The sequence below is a fragment of the Phaeobacter sp. JH204B genome (assembly GCF_048055755.1).
Lineage (GTDB): Bacteria > Pseudomonadota > Alphaproteobacteria > Rhodobacterales > Rhodobacteraceae > Phaeobacter > Phaeobacter bryozoorum.
Genome location: NZ_JAYMXF010000009.1, coordinates 289,660 through 306,872, shown reverse-complemented (window position 1 = coordinate 306,872; position 17,213 = coordinate 289,660). Strand labels below are relative to the sequence as shown.

At 58.3% G+C, this 17,213-nt stretch carries 15 protein-coding genes and 1 tRNA gene; 6 read left to right on the top strand and 10 right to left on the bottom strand.

What is annotated here, in order from left to right; translation table 11 throughout:
• A partial coding sequence (locus VXL81_RS05575; RefSeq protein WP_416553229.1) for a hypothetical protein occupies positions 1-557 on the top strand: 557 nt, incomplete at its 5' end.
• 191 nt (positions 558-748) lie between these two features.
• Here VXL81_RS05575 and VXL81_RS05570 read toward each other — a convergent pair.
• The 4 genes from VXL81_RS05570 to VXL81_RS05555 all read right to left on the bottom strand — a co-directional run bounded on the left by VXL81_RS05570 (position 749) and on the right by VXL81_RS05555 (position 3,698).
• Positions 749-1,576, bottom strand: coding sequence for a calcium-binding protein (locus VXL81_RS05570; RefSeq protein ID WP_416553227.1), 828 nt, complete (start codon positions 1,574-1,576; stop codon positions 749-751).
• Between the two features lie 113 nt (positions 1,577-1,689).
• The gene (locus VXL81_RS05565) at positions 1,690-2,394 is read right to left on the bottom strand and encodes an SOS response-associated peptidase (protein ID WP_416553225.1); all 705 of its coding nucleotides are present in this window, start codon (positions 2,392-2,394) and stop codon (positions 1,690-1,692) included.
• 419 nt (positions 2,395-2,813) lie between these two features.
• Positions 2,814-2,890 (bottom strand) — tRNA-Arg (locus VXL81_RS05560).
• 238 nt (positions 2,891-3,128) lie between these two features.
• Positions 3,129-3,698 carry a YcbK family protein gene (locus VXL81_RS05555; RefSeq protein ID WP_340545596.1) on the bottom strand — a complete coding sequence of 190 codons (570 nt, stop codon included), beginning with the start codon at positions 3,696-3,698 and terminating at the stop codon, positions 3,129-3,131.
• 374 nt (positions 3,699-4,072) lie between these two features.
• On the opposite strand from VXL81_RS05555, the gene VXL81_RS05550 reads away from it, so the two are divergent.
• Genes VXL81_RS05550 through VXL81_RS05535 form a run of 4 tightly spaced genes read left to right on the top strand, consistent with a single transcriptional unit; the run spans position 4,073 to position 8,359 of the window.
• Positions 4,073-5,707 (top strand): L,D-transpeptidase family protein, encoded by a 1,635-nt coding sequence (locus VXL81_RS05550; RefSeq protein ID WP_416553223.1) that lies wholly within the window; start codon positions 4,073-4,075, stop codon positions 5,705-5,707.
• A gap of 38 nt (positions 5,708-5,745) precedes the next feature.
• The gene (gene lpxD / locus VXL81_RS05545) at positions 5,746-6,819 is read left to right on the top strand and encodes a UDP-3-O-(3-hydroxymyristoyl)glucosamine N-acyltransferase (RefSeq protein WP_416553221.1); all 1,074 of its coding nucleotides are present in this window, start codon (positions 5,746-5,748) and stop codon (positions 6,817-6,819) included.
• A 48-nt stretch (positions 6,820-6,867) separates the two neighbouring features.
• Positions 6,868-7,122 carry an acyl carrier protein gene (locus VXL81_RS05540; RefSeq protein WP_340545593.1) on the top strand — a complete coding sequence of 85 codons (255 nt, stop codon included), beginning with the start codon at positions 6,868-6,870 and terminating at the stop codon, positions 7,120-7,122.
• 28 nt (positions 7,123-7,150) lie between these two features.
• A complete protein-coding gene (locus VXL81_RS05535; protein WP_416553219.1) occupies positions 7,151-8,359 on the top strand; it encodes a beta-ketoacyl-[acyl-carrier-protein] synthase family protein in 1,209 nt (402 codons plus the stop codon).
• Positions 8,360-8,462: 103 nt separating this feature from the next.
• On the opposite strand, the gene VXL81_RS05530 is transcribed toward VXL81_RS05535, so the two are convergent.
• Positions 8,463-9,107 (bottom strand): invasion associated locus B family protein, encoded by a 645-nt coding sequence (locus tag VXL81_RS05530; RefSeq protein ID WP_340545591.1) that lies wholly within the window; start codon positions 9,105-9,107, stop codon positions 8,463-8,465.
• A gap of 545 nt (positions 9,108-9,652) precedes the next feature.
• Between VXL81_RS05530 and VXL81_RS05525 the strand changes: the two genes are divergently transcribed.
• Positions 9,653-11,197 carry a helicase HerA-like domain-containing protein gene (locus tag VXL81_RS05525; protein WP_416534926.1) on the top strand — a complete coding sequence of 515 codons (1,545 nt, stop codon included), beginning with the start codon at positions 9,653-9,655 and terminating at the stop codon, positions 11,195-11,197.
• A gap of 111 nt (positions 11,198-11,308) precedes the next feature.
• Here VXL81_RS05525 and VXL81_RS05520 read toward each other — a convergent pair whose 3' ends face one another.
• From VXL81_RS05520 to VXL81_RS05500, 5 genes are all read right to left on the bottom strand, one after another.
• Positions 11,309-12,631 (bottom strand): ABC transporter permease subunit, encoded by a 1,323-nt coding sequence (locus VXL81_RS05520; protein WP_416553217.1) that lies wholly within the window; start codon positions 12,629-12,631, stop codon positions 11,309-11,311.
• The gene (locus VXL81_RS05515; protein WP_416553215.1) at positions 12,628-13,638 is read right to left on the bottom strand and encodes a branched-chain amino acid ABC transporter permease; all 1,011 of its coding nucleotides are present in this window, start codon (positions 13,636-13,638) and stop codon (positions 12,628-12,630) included. The genes VXL81_RS05520 and VXL81_RS05515 overlap by 4 nt, the downstream gene beginning before the upstream one ends.
• Before the next feature lie 494 nt (positions 13,639-14,132).
• Complete coding sequence (locus tag VXL81_RS05510; protein ID WP_340545587.1) at positions 14,133-14,963, bottom strand: ABC transporter ATP-binding protein; 831 nt, start codon at positions 14,961-14,963, stop codon at positions 14,133-14,135.
• Positions 14,960-15,748: an ABC transporter ATP-binding protein gene (locus VXL81_RS05505; RefSeq protein ID WP_340545586.1), complete on the bottom strand. Its 789-nt coding sequence runs from the start codon at positions 15,746-15,748 to the stop codon at positions 14,960-14,962. Before VXL81_RS05505 ends, VXL81_RS05510 begins: the two co-directional genes overlap by 4 nt.
• Positions 15,749-15,847: 99 nt before the next feature.
• Positions 15,848-17,041, bottom strand: a complete 1,194-nt coding sequence (locus VXL81_RS05500; protein WP_416534929.1) for an ABC transporter substrate-binding protein — start codon at positions 17,039-17,041, stop codon at positions 15,848-15,850.
• Positions 17,042-17,213: the final 172 nt, after the last annotated feature.

Below are 17,213 nucleotides of genomic sequence, written 5' to 3'. Positions count from 1 at the left end.
GTGCTGGACAGACAGTTTATTTGTCGGTTTGGCGTCTGCGTCGGCCACTATCTGTTTTCGGTGCCCTTGGAAGTCGTCGAATGTGGAGCCTCAATACAAGGTTCTCCCCGGAGCAAAAGGACTATTATCGCTTTTTTTTGGAGAAATTCACTGAGAAAGTAGGAGATGATTTCTCTTATAGATATAAGCTAACTGCAGCATTTGCAGAACTTTATACCAATGGATGGGATCCGCTTGAGGACCACATTCATACGACGGGGAAGGTTGGTATAACCTACCGATCTGTAGCTCATCGCGGGTTTCAGCAGAATGTTGCGCTAAGTAGAGAAATCTATCTGGATTATTACGAACCCATACAGTGCGTTGAGCTTTCCATTACTGATCAAATTTCTAAAAATCCCGCCGGTTTTCGCCTTACAGGGCTAGCGGATATCGTTCCAGGATATACGGGTTTTGCGCTGCATTGGAAGGACGCAATACGCTCTGATGAATGCATCCAAGCGCTGTCGCTAATTGTCAGCGTTATCGATCATCACGATGGGCCGTTAGACGATTGAATTGCAGCGCTCGGCTCGCTTTGTGCTGACGGCTGATCGACTTGGAGATCTGACCTACGCACGGCCAGTTCTCAAACCTGTCTGGGGAAGCGCGGGCGTGGCTGCACCTCTGAAAGCTCTGACAGTTTTGGTATCCCGTTACGCTGGTCGATTACGAGGGCTGATCAAAACTGTGCGTGGAGGCATCATTCCTACCAAAATACAATCGAGTCCGCGATTTCATCTGTAGTGAATGAGCCCAGAATGACAATTATCTCGATGGAGTCTGCGTTGTTAACGCGCAGCGGATCGTCAAAGTCAAACACCACTCGATCATCTTGGAAACTCGCAAATCTGTCCACCAATTGCTCAGGCGAAAGAGGCTGGAAATTCCAAAGTTCCAAATTTAGGGATAGCCTGTCGAAATTCGCGTCGAAGTCGCGAATGACGTCACGTCCGAAGTCATTGAAGAAGATGAAGTTGTCTGATCCGCTCCCTCCCCAGAATAGATCGTTTCCATCATGCCGCCCAGCATCAGTGCTTTTTCCGGTCCAGAAGGAGTCGTCTCCGCGACCGCCGCGCTGAGTGTCGTTACCTATTCCGCCACGAAAAACATCGTCGCCCCGTCCCCCGATGAGCAGGTCGTGCCCTTTGCCGCCGCTCAGTTGATCGTTGCCATAGCCGCCTTCTAGTCGATCTCTACCGCTTCCGCCGCGCAGGTTGTCATCTCCTGAGCCACCGTAGAGCCGGTCGTTCCCCCCATATCCGAAGAGGGAATCGGCCTCTCGTTTTCCTATGAACACATCCTGCAGCTGACCACCGTGAAGGATGTCGCGCCCGACCGTTCCAGTGATTGAGTATTTTTCAAATCCGTCGACATCAAAAAACGCGCTGTGCAGCGTGGTGTTTTGGAATGTGACTGCAACCGAAGTGTCTGTTTGTGCGTGAAATTGTACTGTTCTAGGGGTGAATCCGAGATAGTCACTATGGTAGTCTAAAATTAACCAGTCAACTCCGGGACCACCTGTAAGATCCTCCAATAGGTATCCTGCGTTCGTTCTAGTTACCGTCACCGGCATTTGAAGTCCCCCCAAGATTACTGAAACTGAGATCACAGTATTGACGGTCGTAGCTTCTGTCACTTTTTATCTAACTAGTGGCAGTGCGAGAAAAACTCACCAAATGGCTCGATCAGTTCCGGCCCATCGTCATCGCGCCCAAAGGGGGCAACTTTATGCGCTCTCATTCGGTCGTTCCAGGCTAGCCCTAGTTTCTGTGCTTCGTCGGTCTCTGGGGCCGCTGAGAGCCAAGGGTCGATCTGATCATCCGCAAGGATCACCGGGGAGCGTGCGTGTATCTCGCTGATCTGGGGCAACGCCGATCGCGTCAGAATAGTGCACGTGTGCAGGTCATCTCTCGGGCGCGAATAGAGCCCGGCAAAGAACAGGGCAGGGGCGTTGCTATCGGTCGTGATCCACCAGGGTTGTTTATTGCCCTTTGGTCCGGTCCATTCGTAGTAGCCTGCTGCCGGGATGATGCATCGCTGTGAACGCCACGCATTGCGGAAACTCGGCAGACTGGCCGCTGTCTCGATCTTCGCGTTGAAGGTGGTGCGCTTCCAGTCCTTTACATCACCGCGATGCCAGCTAGGCACGAACCACCAGCGGGCCGTCGTACTGAACAGCTGCTCTCCATTCAGATAAGCGATATCCACCAGCTGAGTAGGCTTTACATTCCAGCTCGCAGATAGCTCAACAGCATTAGGATCGCGCACCGGTATAGGCGGGCCGAGAAAGCGGCGCTCCAACTCATATAGCTGTCGCCATGTAAGGTCTGGCCTGCCCAATCTTCCACACATGAAGTTTGTACCTCTAGCCTACCGGGTGCTGTGAGACACGATAGACCGATACTTGAATTTTGCAATTTGTTCCCGTAATGTTCCTCACGGCTAATGGAGGCGTTGAGGTGCCGCACGTAATGCATATGTGGTGTGTCTGCGGCCATGTCGGGACAATAGAGGTGTCTTATAGGGCTGATCCTGCCCCTGTTTGTGCCCGCGTGCGATGTACAGTTTGCGGGCGCCTGGGGCAGATTGAAGACATACGCATTGGCTGGACTGATGATGCGTCTTGGGAGCGGAGAAAGCGCAACAAAGGCAATGGGCTGAGCGAGGGTCCGACTAGCGATTCCAATAGGCCAAAATATGTGAAATAGCCTAGTTTCTGTTACTAGTAACAAAAACCGCAAATCTCATGACATTCTAAGTGATTGATTTTATGGCGCACCTGAGAGGATTCGAACCTCTGGCCTCTGCCTTCGGAGGGCAGCGCTCTATCCAGCTGAGCTACAGGTGCCTATATGCGTCGTATAGCTGCCGCGCGGTGGCTCTGCAATGGCAAAAAACATGGGAACCATAATTCAATTCAGGCGTTTGTGATCTGTATGATTATGCAGAGTATGGACATTGGACAGACTATGGTGCGCGCGGGAAACTCGCTGAATTCAGACGTCAGAGCACAGCAAAAAACCCATGTTGTCGGGCAACATGGGCTTGCAAAGGCTCGGGACAAGAGAACAGGCGGGGCAGGCTGTTTAGCCGTTCCAGCTGCGGACAACACCGCAGTCCATATGAACGAAATTCGAGCCGCTGTATTTGCCAACGCCACCGGCACGGCAGGCCATTGCGGCTTTCGCCATCTGCGATACGGAGCGCGAGGAGAGCCGCAGGTCAGCGGCCTGACCCCGCATGTGAAGCGAGTTCTTCGCAACCCCGCGCGAGCGGCTGCGCAGCATCGCGTTGGTTTTCGGGCTGCGGTAGCCCGACAGCATCATATAGGGCTCATTCACATCAAGAAGATTGTGGGAGGCGGCCATGATGTCGATCGTACGCAGGTCGATTTCCTTGACCTGATCGTTGCGCCAGTCGCGCATGAAGTGGTTCACTTCCTTGATTGCATCTTTGATGTATTTGCCGTCGATCCAATACACCATGTCGATCCGCTCACCGGTGCGGCCTGAGTACATCCGGATCCGCCGGATATCACCTGCGCCGCGCAGGAAGCCCGCTGCATTGGAGAAGGTCGGAGCGGCGACCATGGTTGTTGCTGCGAACGCACCCAATAGAGCACGACGGGAGAAACCCGATTTTTCAGTTTTAGCCATTGTCACTGCGCTGTCCCGTACGCCTGATGTCTCTGCCTGTGCCCGATGTTACGGACAGGGTGTGGTCCTGTTTCCACGCGAGAACTGTATTGCACATACAGAATCGCGCGCCAAGTTTTGAATGTTGCAGCTCGACATGAACTGTGATTTTCGGCAATTTTTTGCGCAAAAGGGAAATAAATGGTTAATTTCCCCTCAATGTGTCGTGGCGATCACGGCCCGAGTGGCGGTAATTGAGACCGATAAGACGCAGGTGCCTGTTGCCTGTTTGCGCTGTTTAAAATGTGAATGGACAGCGGGGGCTGGCGTTCACCAGGATTTCATGTAGGCAACTGCAGACTGTGAAAAGCAATTCATTTGAGGACCGTACCCATATGTCGCCTGTGTTGATGACCCGTGCCATTTCGACCGTTGGCCCGACGCTGAAGGCGGGAGTTTTTGCACTTGCACTGGGTGGGGTTGCCCTTGCCATGCCCTCCGGTGCCAGGGCAGAGGTGACGGCGTTCAAACAGGCGGTTGCCGAAGCGGCCTCAGCGAGCGACCCGGTTGCCGCGTTTTACCGCGAAACGGGCTATGCTGCGATCTGGACCGGCAGCGATGATGCCGCGCGCATCCGGCGCGCAGCGCTGTTTCGCGCCCTGCAGGAGGCCCCGGTTCACGGGCTTCCGGATCGCAGCGCCGAAATAGATGCACTGATGGAGCTGTTGAGCCAGGTTCGGACCACCCGTGACCTCGGTCGTGCCGAAGTCGCGATGAGCCGCGCGCTGGTGGGCTATGCCAGCGACCTGCAAACAGGTCTGCTTGAACCGCGCCGGATCGACGACGGTATCGTCCGCGAGAAACACCGACCGGATTTCGCCGCCTATCTGATCGGGATCCGTGATCAGTCTCCTGTGGCCTATCTGCGCAGCCTGGCGCCGCAAAGCGCCCAGTATCAGGCGCTGCTGCGTGAGAAGATGCGACTGGAAAAGCTGCAGGCGGCCGGCGGCTGGGGCCCACGGGTTGCGGCACAGAAACTGGAACGTGGCGACAATGGCCCGGCGGTGATTGCCCTGCGCAATCGTCTTATTGCGATGGGGTATCTGCCACGCAGCGCAGCGCGCAGCTATGATGGCGCGCTGGAGCAGGCCGTGCAGGCGTTCCAATCCGATCACGGGCTGACCGCCGATGGGGTCGCCGGTGGCGGGACAATCGCGGAAATCAACAAACCGGTTTCGGACCGGCTCAAATCCGTTCTGGTAGCGATGGAGCGCGAACGCTGGCTGACCCCGGATCGCGGCAACCGTCATATTCTGGTCAATCAGACCGATTTCACCGCAAAGATCATCGACAATGGCGAAGTGACCTTTGTGACCCGCTCTGTCATCGGCAAGGACAATGCCGACCGACGCTCGCCGGAATTCTCTGACGAGATGGAGCATATGGTGATCAATCCCAGCTGGTACGTGCCCCGGTCCATCGTGACCAAGGAATATCTGCCCAAGCTGCGCAGCAACCCAAACGCGGTGAGCCATATCGAAATCACCGACAGTCGGGGCCGCAAGGTGAATCGCGCAACCGCTGATTTCTCCAAATATACCGCGCGCACCTTCCCCTTTGCCATGCGCCAGCCGCCCAGCAGCAAGAACGCGCTGGGGCTGGTGAAGTTCATGTTCCCGAACAAATACAATATCTATCTGCATGACACACCGCAGAAGAGCCTGTTCCAGCGTGAGGTCCGCGCCTTCTCGCATGGCTGCATCCGGCTCGCGCAACCATTTGAATTCGCTTACGCTTTGCTGGCTCGCCAGACTGAGAACCCAAAGGATTTCTTTCACCGTATTCTGAACAGCGGCAAGGAGACCAAGGTGGTCCTTGATCAGAAGGTTCCGGTGCATATCATCTATCGGACCGCCTTTGTGTCCTCAAAAGGGCAGCCCGAATACCGTCGCGACATCTACGGTCGTGACGCCAAGGTATGGGCCGCGTTGGAACGGGCAGGGGTGGTGTTGCCGGGCGTACAAGGGTAATCCTCGGGCCCAAAGGCAACAGACCGGAAGGGCCCGACATGTTTACAGTCCGCGAAATCGCCGCCTCTCTTCAGGCAGAGGCCGCAGGAGATCTGGACCTGATGGTGCAGCGCGCCGCTGAACCGCAGGATGCAGGCCCCGATGATCTGGCCATGGCCATGGCCCCGAAATACGCCGAAACCCTGAACGAAGGCAGCGCCCGCGTCGGATTGGTCTGGGAGGGCGCCGACTGGCAGGCAATGGGGCTGAAGGCCGCCATCTTTGCCCCGCGCCCGCGCCTCGCGATGGGCGGTGTGACCCGGCTGCTGGACCAGGGACAGGGCTTTGGCGATGGAATTCACCCCAGCGCTGTGATCGACCCCTCCGCAGAACTGGGCGAGAATGTCTCCGTCGGCCCTCTGGCGGTGATCGCCGCGGGTGCGCGGATCGGCGCAGGGTCAGTGATTGGCCCGCAGTGCTACATCGGGGCGGATGTCACCATCGGCACCGAGGCGCAGCTGCGCGAAGCTGTCAGCATTGGCGCCCGTGCCACCATCGGTGATCGCTTTCGCGCCCAGCCCGGCGCACGGATTGGCGGCGACGGGTTTTCCTATGTGACACCGGAGGTCTCCGGCGTGGAAACCGCGCGCAAAACCATGGGCGATCAAGGCGATAGCAAGGCGCAGAGCTGGCTGCGGATCCATTCGCTCGGCGCAGTCGAGATTGGCGATGACGTCGAACTCGGCACCAATTGCACCATTGATAATGGCACCATCCGCAACACCGTGATCGGCAGCGGCAGCAAGCTCGATAACCTCGTTCATATTGGCCATAACACCCGTGTCGGCCGGGACTGTCTGCTTTGTGGTCAGACCGGGATTTCAGGCTCCGTCGATATTGGCAACAACGTGGTTCTGGGCGGTCAGACCGGGGTTGCCGACAATATCTTTATCGGTGACGGGGTGATTGCCGGGGGCGGAACCAAGATCCTGTCAAACGTGCCCGCAGGCCGTGTGGTGATGGGCTATCCCGCTGTCAAAATGGAGACACATACCGAGATGTATAAGGGGCAGCGGCGTCTGGGCCGTCTGATGCGCGACATCGAGGCGCTGAAGAAGGCGGTTTTCAAATAACGGCGCACCACTTACATGACGCAAAATACCACTGATCAGGGATCCCTCATGAGCACGCAGGACAAGGTCATCGCCATCATCGCCGAACAGGCTGTGCTGGAACCATCGGATGTGACACTCGACAGCACATTGGAAGACCTCGGTATCGATAGCCTTGGCCTTGTCGAGAGTATCTTTGCCATTGAGGAAGAGTTCGACATCACCATCCCCTTCAACGCAAATGAACCGGACAAGAGCGATTTCGACATCTCCAATGTCGCTGCGATCATCGTCGGCATTGATAAGCTGATCGCCGAAAAATAACGATGTTCAGCGGGGTTGGAGGCACAAGATGAACCGGGTTGTCATCACTGGCATGGGGACAATCAACGCCCTTGGCCATACGGTGGCCGATACGCTGGCCTCAATGGCCGAAGGTCGCTGTGGCATCGGAGAACTCGATTTTCGCGACGTTGACCGCCTGTCGATCCGCATCGGCGGACAGGTGCGCGGGTTTGAGGCCGATGGCCGGTTCAACCGGCAACAGATGAGCCTTTATGATCGTTTCACCCAATTCACGCTGACCGCCGCAAAAGAGGCGATTGAGCAGTCGGGGTTGGAGTTTCACGGCGAGCTGTCGCAGAAATCCGGCGTGGTGCTTGGGACGGCCGGCGGCGGGGTCTCGACCTGGGACGACAATTATCGCTCGGTTTACGAAGACGGCAAAAACCGGGTCCACCCCTTTGTCGTGCCCAAGCTTATGAACAATGCCGCAGCCAGCCATGTCTCGATGGAACATAATCTGAAGGGGCCGAGCTTTACCGTCTCGACAGCCTGCGCCTCTTCAAATCATGCCATGGCCCAGGCGTTTCAGATGGTCCGCTCCGGGATGGCTCCGGTGATGGTCACCGGTGGATCTGAATCGATGCTCTGCTTTGGCGGGGTCAAAGCCTGGGAAGGGCTGCGGGTCATGTCACGGGATGCCTGCCGCCCGTTCAGCGCCAACCGCAACGGCATGGTGCAGGGCGAGGGGGCCGGGATCTTCGTTTTTGAAAACTATGATCACGCCCGCGCCCGCGGCGCCGATATCATCTGCGAGGTCATTGGCTTTGCCATGTCCTCGGATGCGGCAGATATCGTCATGCCCAGCAAACAGGGCGCCGCGCGCGCCATTGCCGGCGCGCTGCAGGACGCAAAGGTCAACCCCGAGGACGTCGGCTACGTCAACGCCCATGGCACCGGAACCGCCGCCAACGACAAAACGGAATGCGCGGCCGTGGCGGATGTCTTTGGGCCCCATGCGGATAATCTGATGATGTCCTCGACCAAATCCATGCACGGCCATCTGATCGGCGGCACCGGAGCGGTCGAACTGCTGGCCTGCATCATGGCTTTGCGTGACGGTATCGTTGCGCCAACCATCGGTTATGAGGAACCTGATCCGGAATGCGCGCTGGACGTGGTTCCGAATGAGGCACGGCAGGCCAATGTGACCGTCGCCCTCAGCAATGCCTTTGCCTTTGGCGGGCTGAACGCGGTGCTTGCCCTGCGCAAGATCTGAGCGATCGCCAGCCGCAGAGCCGAAAAAAACCGCCGCATCCTGATCCAGGGTGCGGCGGTGATCGTTTTCTGGACAGCGGCTTTCTGTTTGCCGCACCGGATGTTTATTGCTTCACAACGTCCACGACATTGTAACCGGCGGTAAATCCGCTGAGCGACAGCTCCATATTGATCACCTGATCCGGCGCTGGTGCGGGGCGCAGGCTCAGCGTGGCGATCTTGCCCTTTTTGAACGCGGCGATATCGGTCTCGGTCAGCCCGATCTGGGCGACGCAGCCCATTGGGCTACAAAAGGAATAATTATATCGCTTGCCGGGGGCGCCATCGATGGAAATGGTCAGCGCGGCCGGCAGCAAGGTTTCAAGCGGCACGATCACCGTCGCACCGGCGACAGCCTGGCTGCCTTCCTGATCAATCCGGAACAGCGAAAACTCCGCCATCGGATTGCCGCTGTCGTCGGACATGATCTGCAACAGCGAACAGGGATCGGTTTCTTCCTCGGTTTTGACGCAGGCCAGATCCCAATCGCCATGGGTTTCTTTGGAATAGCGCTGCCCCAGCTTGGGGCCATCCTGTACGGGCTGGCCAAGATCCAGAACCTCGTCGGCTTTTGGTGCCTCCGTGGCTGTGGCATCTGCGGCGGGCTGGCTCTCTTCGGTCTCGGCCGCCCCGGCGGTCTCCTGCGCCATCAGCGGCAGCGGCAGCGCCATCAGCGCGGCCAGGGTCATCGGGGTCAGGGACTTGATCATGATTGCCTCATCTATCCTGTGGTGTCGGATTCGATGTAGCATGGCCGAACCCCGGTGTCAGGCCAATAACCATGTTTGCCCGCTTCACTGGCGGGGAATTGACCGGATCGCGCGTCACGACTGGAAGCGCTTGGAACAAAACAAAAAAGGGAGCATAACTGCCCCCTTTTTCGTATTTTTTCTCCCCGTCGGACTGGCCGACTTAGTTATTGGGAGGACGTTACGAAAGGGTCGGCCATCGGTCAACATGGAAAGAGAAAAAAATGTCGCAGTTGGTGGAATAATTGACGCCTACGCCCATAGCGCGCGCAATATGCATAAAACACCTGCCCGCAAGGCGCAGCTGATCGCCACGGGCCGGCCGCGAGCGCAAAAAAAAGGCCGTGCCCGAAGCACGGCCCAGTCTGACAGGGAGGAAATGTCCGCCGACACAACCGCATGATGGTCGACGGGCAATTATCACTCTCGCATTCAAAGGTTAATTTTGTATTTTCATTTGAGACCGATCGCATTTTTCGCGGGATCACAACAGTCAGGGGCAGATCATGCAGGACAAACTCTTTATCGGCGGCGGTGGCGAAGCCTATGCCGATCCACAGGCGCTGGCGCTGAAATATGCCAATCGTCACGGGTTGATCGCCGGAGCAACCGGCACGGGCAAGACGGTCACGCTACAGATCCTCGCCGAGAGTTTCTCCAATGCCGGCGTGCCGGTAATCCTGTCGGATGTGAAGGGCGATCTGTCCGGCCTGGCGAAATCCGGCAGCGCCGACCATAAGCTACACGATGCCTTTACCAGCCGGGCGACCAAAATCGGCTTTGACGACTACCGCTACCATGCCTGTCCGGTCACCTTCTGGGATCTCTACGGTGAGCAGGGGCATCCGGTCAGGACGACCGTGGCCGAGATGGGGCCATTGCTGCTGGCGCGGCTGTTGGAACTGAGCGAGGCACAGGAGGGCATCCTGAACATCGCCTTCCGTCTCGCGGATGAGGAAGGTCTGGCGCTGCTGGACCTGAAGGATCTACAGGCGCTGCTGGTCTGGGTGGGTGAGAACCGCGCGCAGCTATCGCTGCGCTACGGCAATGTCTCTACCGCCTCAATCGGGGCAATCCAGCGGCGGCTGCTGGTGCTGGAGAACCAGGGCGGGGCGCAGCTCTTTGGCGAGCCGGCCTTGGCGCTGAGCGACCTGATGCGCGGCACCGCTGACGGGCGTGGCATGGTCAATATCCTCGCCGCTGACAAACTGATGGCGGCGCCGGGACTATACGCAACTTTCCTGCTCTGGCTGCTGAGCGAGCTGTTCGAGGAGCTGCCAGAGGTTGGCGATCCTGAAAAGCCCCGGCTGGTGTTTTTCTTCGACGAGGCGCATCTGCTCTTTGATGATGCCCCCAAGGCGCTCATAGACAAGGTGGAACAGGTGGCGCGCCTTATCCGCTCCAAGGGGGTGGGGATCTATTTCATCACGCAGAACCCGGCTGACGTGCCGGAAGACATCCTTGGCCAGCTTGGCAATCGCATCCAGCACGCGCTGCGGGCATTTACCGCGCGCGACCGGAAAAACCTGCGCATGGCGGCCGAAACCTACCGTGAGAATCCACGGTTCTCCACCGAGGAGGCGATCCGCGAGGTCGGCGTCGGTGAGGCGGTCACCTCGATGTTGCAGAAAAAAGGTGTCCCCGGCGTTGTTGAGCGCACGCTGATCCGCCCGCCCAGTTCTCAACTCGGCCCGATCACCGCTGAGGACCGCAGGGCAATCTTGCAGAGCTCGGACATGGCCGGGAAATATGACCAGACCACCGACCGGCGGTCCGCCTATGAAATCCTTGCGGAACGCGCCGCAAAAGCCGCCGCCGAGGCTGAGGCCGCAGAAGATTACGCCGAAGCGGCACCCGAACCGATGGCACGCGAATATAACGCCGGGCGGCGCTATTCAGGCAGCCGGGTTAGCCGGTCCTCCGCGCGGCGGGTAAAACCACGCGACAGTTTTGCCTCAGCCATGTCCGAGGCGGTCATCAAGGAATTGAAAGGAACCACAGGTCGACGGCTTGTGCGCGGCATCCTCGGCGGTCTGTTCAAGGGGCGGTGAGCCGGCCCGACCTGTCAGAGCAAAACAAAACGCCGCCCGGGGAGCATATCCACGGGCGGCGTTTCGCGTTCCCATAGGTCCGATTGTCAGACCGGTCGCGGATCTGCGACCTCAGCGCTCGGGGATCAGGCCACGGGGGCTGAAACGCAGCACCAGCAGCAGGATCAGCCCCATGGTCAGCAGACGCATATGCGACGCGCTTTCCAGCAGATGAACCTTCAGCGCATTGGTGTCGGCCATGCCTGCGGTCAGGGTCTCGATCAACAGGATGCCCATCGGCTCAACCTTGATCCACAGGAACCAGATCAGCAGACCTCCCAGCACCGCGCCAAAGTTATTGCCTGAGCCACCGACAATTACCATCACCCAGATCAGGAAGGTGAAGCGCAAGGGATTATACGTGCCCGGCGTCAGCTGGCTGTCGAGCGTGGTCATCATAGCCCCGGCAATGCCACAGATCGCAGAGCCAAGGATGAAGATTTGCAGATGGCGGCGGGTCACATCCTTGCCCATCGCCTCGGCTGCCACCTCATTGTCGCGAATGGCGCGCATCATCCGGCCCCAGGGGCTCTTCAATGCCATCTGCGCCATCCACAGCAGCACCAGCAGCACGACGGTGAACAGCAGCGAGTAGCCCAGCTTGACATAGAGCGTGGAGGCCAGAACCGGATCCAGACCATAGTCCGCCGCCTTGGCGACAAACTCCGCATCATTCTGCAGATCGACCTCATAGGGCAGGGGCCGGGGCAGTCCGACGACGTTTTTCACGCCGCGCGACAGCCAGTCCTCGTTCTTCAGCACCGAGATGATGATCTCGGCAATGCCAAGCGTCGCAATCGCCAGATAATCAGACCGCAGACCGAGGGCCGTCTTGCCGATCAGCCAGGCAACGCCGGCCGCCAGCAGACCGCCCGCAGGCCAGGCCAGAAGCACCGGCAGACCCAGCCCGCCTAGGTTGCCCTCCAGCGCCGGGTTGATCGCCTCGACCCCGGCAACCGCCGGATCGAAGATTGCGCGATACACCACAAAGCCGAGGATCAGCACCGCCAGCAGCACCGCAATACGCAGCCTACCGGCAGGCACCATCCGCATGGTTGCAACGGCCGCGACCAGCGTCATCGCCCCCATGGCCAGTGCCATGATGATCCCGACACCGCCCTGGCTCCACGCGCCCGGTGTCGGAGCGGTAGAGACCAGCACAACGGCCAGACCACCAAGCGCCACGAAGCCCATGATGCCGACATTGAACAAACCGGCAAAGCCCCACTGAAGATTGACGCCAATCGCCATGATCGCAGAGACCAACCCCATGTTGAGGATCACCAGAGCCGAGTTCCAGGATCCGGAGAAAAACAGAAAGTTCGTGCTGCCCTCAAGCAGGATCAGAATGCCAACAAACAGAAACAGCAGGGAGGTTTTGACTGTCTCGCTCATACCACTTTTCCTTTGAAAAGGCCCGTGGGCTTGAACAGAAGCACGACCACAAGGATCGCAAAGGACACGGCGAATTTGTAATCCGTGCTCAGAAGCTGGACGAGGCCATCAGGCTTCATCGTTTCCGGCACAACATAGGTCAGCACTTTCTTCCAGGCATAGGTGATGGTCACCTCGGAGAACGCGATGATGAACCCACCAGCGATGGCCCCGACCGGGCTGCCCAGACCACCAACGATAGCGGCGGCAAAGATCGGCAGCAGCAGCTGGAAATAGGTGAAGGGTTTGAAAGATTTGTCCAAACCATAAAGCACGCCGGCAATGGTCGCGAGGGTCGCAACGATCAGCCAAGTATACATCACCACCCGCTCCGGGTTGATGCCCGAGAGCAGCGCCAGATCTTCGTTGTCGGAATAGGCGCGCATGGATTTACCGGTGCGGGTCTTGTTCAGGAACCAAAACAGCAGCGCGACAACCACCACTGCGGTGATCACGGTGATGCCTTGCGTGGTCTTGATCGCCAGCCCCTCACTCAGGCCGGTCATCGCCTTGAAATCCCGCGCAGAAATCAGAAAGCGTTCGCCGTCAGCAAACCGCTGATCGCCCGGCCCGATGACAAATCGCACAAGGCCATTCATCATGAACATGACGCCCAGCGACACCATGACAAAAATCACCGGCTTGGCTTTCTGTGTCCGGTAGAACCGATAAACGGTGCGATCGGTGACCAGCATCAGAAGCATACAGCTCACGATGCCAAGCGGCAGCGCCAGCAGCGCAGTTGGCAGCGGGCCAAAGCTGATGCCCATCGACTGCAACCACCAGGTCACGATGATGGTCACCATCGTGCCGAAGGCCATAGTGTCGCCATGGGCAAAATTCGAAAACCGCAGCACCGAATAAATCAGCGTCACACCCAGCGCACCAAGCGCCAGTTGACTGCCGTAAGCGATTGCCGGAACCCCGACAAAATTTGTAAGCGCCACAAGGGCGTTGAGGAAGTCCATTATTTATCCTCTTGGCAGGTGCCGGTATATGTCACTTGGGAGGGATACCTTCTGGCACTTTTTTCATCGAGTGAGACATTGTCGCCGCTCATGAGTATCATCCAGCTGTCTACGGATGTGTCGGCTGGAGGGACCCTTGCGAACCTTATGGACGAACCAAGCTCCAGAAACGGGGCTAGTGAAACAAACTCTTCCGAGTCTCCTTGTGTCCAAGCGAAACGAGCCAGACCGCCACCGGCACCCCTATCTTCTGAAAGCACCGCAAGGGTGATCTTCATTTCGATGGGATCGGCCGGACACCTTTGAACCGTCTTGCAGTCCGCAGCATCGTTGGTGGTGCATTCCAGAACAGAAGTGCACTTAGGTTCCAAGTAGCAGCTGAGGTTAGTCCCAGCTTGGTCAGCAAGAGCAGCAGCAGGGCTAAGTGCCGTACAGATAACGAGAGCTCGACTGTGGTTTATTACAGCCGATTTTCTTAGTAGAGGCATACTCGGTCACCCCCCCAAGAAAGATTTGCGCACTTCGGGATCGGCGAGCAGCTCTTGGCCGGTGCCGGTGTAGGCATTGCGGCCCTGTACCAGAACGTAACCTTTGTCCGCGATCTCAAGCGCTTGTTTGGCGTTTTGTTCGACCATCAGGATCGGCAGGCCGGTGCGGGCCACCTCGATGATACGGTCGAACAGCTCGTCCATGACGATGGGCGACACACCTGCTGTCGGCTCGTCCAGCATCAGAACCTTCGGCTTGGTCATCAGCGCGCGGCCAACGGCCACCTGCTGGCGCTGACCCCCGGAGAGTTCGCCCGCCGGCTGGTTGCGTTTTTCACGCAGGATCGGAAACAGCTCATAGACCTGCTCCATGGTATCGCGGAAATCATCGGTGCGGATGAAGGCACCCATTTCCAGGTTTTCCTCAACCGTCATCGAGGTGAAGATATTGCTGGTCTGGGGCACAAACCCCATGCCCTTGATCACCCGGTCTTGGGGGGTCAGCAGGGTGATATCCTCGCCGTCCAGACGCACGGCACCTGCGCGGACATCGAGCATCCCGAACACAGCTTTCATCGCGGTGGATTTCCCGGCACCATTGGGGCCAACGATAACGGCGATCTCGCCCTTATCGACGGCAATGGTGCAGTCGTGCAGGATATCCGGCCCTTTGCCGTAGCCGCCGGTCATCGTGTCACCGATCAGAAAGGGACCACCGTCCACCTTGCGTGTGGGGCCGCTTTTGCTGTGGGCAGGCTGCATCGTTCCGACACCATGCGGATTGGTGATCGAGGCATCACGATTGCCGTGATCGTTCTGGTAGGGATTGTCGCTCATGCTCCAGCCTCCAGTTTATCTTTGTTTTTCAGGCCGGTGCCGAGATAGGCTTCGATCACCTGCTCGTTGGCCTTGATCTGATCCAGCGTGCCTTCAGCCAGTTTCTTGCCCTCGGCCATGCAGATAACCGGGTCGCAGAGGCGCCCGATGAACTCCATGTCGTGCTCAATCACGACGAAGGTATAGCCGCGCTCCTCGTTGAGGCGCTTGATGGCATCGGCAATGGTATAGAGCAGGGTCCGGTTCACACCTGCGCCCACCTCATCGAGGAAGACGATCTTGGCGTCCACCATCATGGTGCGGCCCAGCTCAAGAAGTTTCTTCTGCCCGCCCGAGACCTGACCGGCCTTCAGATCGGCGATATGGCTGATGGTCAGGAATTCCAGAACCTCATCTGCCTTGGCCCGCAGCGCGCGTTCCTCATCCGCAATGCGCTTGCGGCCGAACCAGGTGTTCCACAGCGTCTCACCCGACTGCGCACTTGGCACCATCATCAGGTTCTCGCGGCAGGTCATCGACGCAAATTCATGCGCGATCTGGAACGTCCGCAGCAGCCCCTTGTGGAACAGCTCATGCGGCGGCAGGCCGGTGATGTCCTCACCGTCCATGGTGACCCGGCCAGAGGTCGGTTCAAGCACGCCTGCAATCACGTTGAAAAGAGTGGTTTTTCCGGCGCCGTTTGGCCCGATCAAACCGGTTATGGAGCCCTTAGCGATTTCCAGCGACGCGCCATCAACCGCATGGAACCCGCCGAAGTGCTTGTGCAAGTCCTCGACGACGATCATGTCATTTCATCCCCCACCGTCTTTTTGACGGCTTTTGAATTTGGAACAGCCCGGGCAAAACCCGGGCTGATCATCTTGGTTCGATCCGATTTTACGGGATCAGCGGAATTTCACGGTGGCGTTGGCGCCGTCCTTGACTTCGATCTCGCGGTAGGAGCCTGCGCTCTCACCGGGGCCGATCAGTTCTACGCCAGTCGCACCCTCATAGTCGATGTCGCCGCCATTCGCGAGGATTTCCAGGGCCTTGCCCAGCTCGCCGGGGTTGATCTTCTCACCGGGCGCATTGGCTACTTCAAGGATCTTGGAGCCATAGTCGGCCGGATCCTTGGAGTTTGCGGCCTGCATTGCCAGCATGAACAGCGCGGCAGCGTCATAGCTCTCCGGGGAATAGGCGGAGGTGCCGTCGAAACCTGCGGCTTTGGCCAGCTCAGCATAGATCGCCGCACCTTCGCTATCGGAACCGGCAATCTGGCCAAAGGAGCCATCAAGATCCGGGCCGATGTTCTTGGGCAGGGTGTCACCGATCATGCCACCGGGCAGACCGAAGGTGTCATAGGCACCGGAGTCGAGCGAGGCCTGAATGATGCCCAGGCCGCCCTGATCCAGGTAGCCGGCAACAACCAGAATATCGCCGCCAGCGGACGCCAGTGCGGCGACTTCTGCGGAATAGTCGCCCTTGCCGTCTTCATGCGCGGTCACGATGGTGACTTCACCGCCGACTTCCTCAAAGGAGGTTTTGATCGCGTCGGCCAGACCTTTGCCGTAGTCGTTGTTGGTATAGGTCAGGGCGATGGAGTTGACGCCGCGCTCTTTCAGCACTTCGGCCATCACCTGGCCTTCGCGGGCATCGGAGGGCGAGGTGCGGAAGAACAGGTCGTTGTCTTCCATGGTCGACAGGCCGGGCGAGGTGGCCGACGGCGAGATCATCACCATGCCGTTCGGGATCGCGACGTTCTGCAGGATCGCGCCGGTCACGCCGGAGCAGTCACCGCCGATGATGCCGTTGACACCGTCAGCAACCAGCTTCTCGCCGTTTGCAGTCGCCAGACCATTGTCGATACAGCCGGTGTCTGCGCGCACCGGAATGACAGTCGCCGCATCAAGCAGCTTGCCGGATTTAGTCACTTCCTCCATCGCCAGCTCAGCGCCGGAACCCATGGCCGGGGCGAGGGATTCGATCGGCCCGGTAAAGCCGAGAAGCACACCCAGCTTCACTTCCTTGGCGTGGCCACCCGCAAACGCAGTGCCAGCAGTCAGGGCAGCGGCGGCTGTCGCCATCATCATTTTTTTCATTTTTGTGAACTCCCATTTGTTGGAACATATTTGTTCAAATCGGACCCTAGGCAAGCGTGGTAAAAAAGGGAAGTCCTCTAGCGCCAACATGTCGCAGGTTTTTTCGCCCCGGTTACGGAGAATGGAATGTTCCCAATAGGGTAGATGACCCAACGGCCGCTCGCCCCTGTGG

Coding starts and splice junctions, on each gene's coding strand:
- VXL81_RS05525 (WP_416534926.1), top strand. CDS start 9,653: ATGCAGGACAAACTCTTTATCGGCGGCGGTGGCGAAGCCTATGCCGAT.
- VXL81_RS05500 (WP_416534929.1), bottom strand. CDS start 17,041: ATGAAAAAAATGATGATGGCGACAGCCGCCGCTGCCCTGACTGCTGGC.
- VXL81_RS05565 (WP_416553225.1), bottom strand. CDS start 2,394: ATGTGTGGAAGATTGGGCAGGCCAGACCTTACATGGCGACAGCTATAT.
- lpxD (WP_416553221.1), top strand. CDS start 5,746: ATGTTTACAGTCCGCGAAATCGCCGCCTCTCTTCAGGCAGAGGCCGCA.
- VXL81_RS05505 (WP_340545586.1), bottom strand. CDS start 15,748: ATGATCGTCGTCGAGGACTTGCACAAGCACTTCGGCGGGTTCCATGCG.
- VXL81_RS05530 (WP_340545591.1), bottom strand. CDS start 9,107: ATGATCAAGTCCCTGACCCCGATGACCCTGGCCGCGCTGATGGCGCTG.
- VXL81_RS05515 (WP_416553215.1), bottom strand. CDS start 13,638: ATGGACTTCCTCAACGCCCTTGTGGCGCTTACAAATTTTGTCGGGGTT.
- VXL81_RS05510 (WP_340545587.1), bottom strand. CDS start 14,963: ATGAGCGACAATCCCTACCAGAACGATCACGGCAATCGTGATGCCTCG.
- VXL81_RS05535 (WP_416553219.1), top strand. CDS start 7,151: ATGAACCGGGTTGTCATCACTGGCATGGGGACAATCAACGCCCTTGGC.
- VXL81_RS05520 (WP_416553217.1), bottom strand. CDS start 12,631: ATGAGCGAGACAGTCAAAACCTCCCTGCTGTTTCTGTTTGTTGGCATT.
- VXL81_RS05550 (WP_416553223.1), top strand. CDS start 4,073: ATGTCGCCTGTGTTGATGACCCGTGCCATTTCGACCGTTGGCCCGACG.
- VXL81_RS05540 (WP_340545593.1), top strand. CDS start 6,868: ATGAGCACGCAGGACAAGGTCATCGCCATCATCGCCGAACAGGCTGTG.
- VXL81_RS05555 (WP_340545596.1), bottom strand. CDS start 3,698: ATGGCTAAAACTGAAAAATCGGGTTTCTCCCGTCGTGCTCTATTGGGT.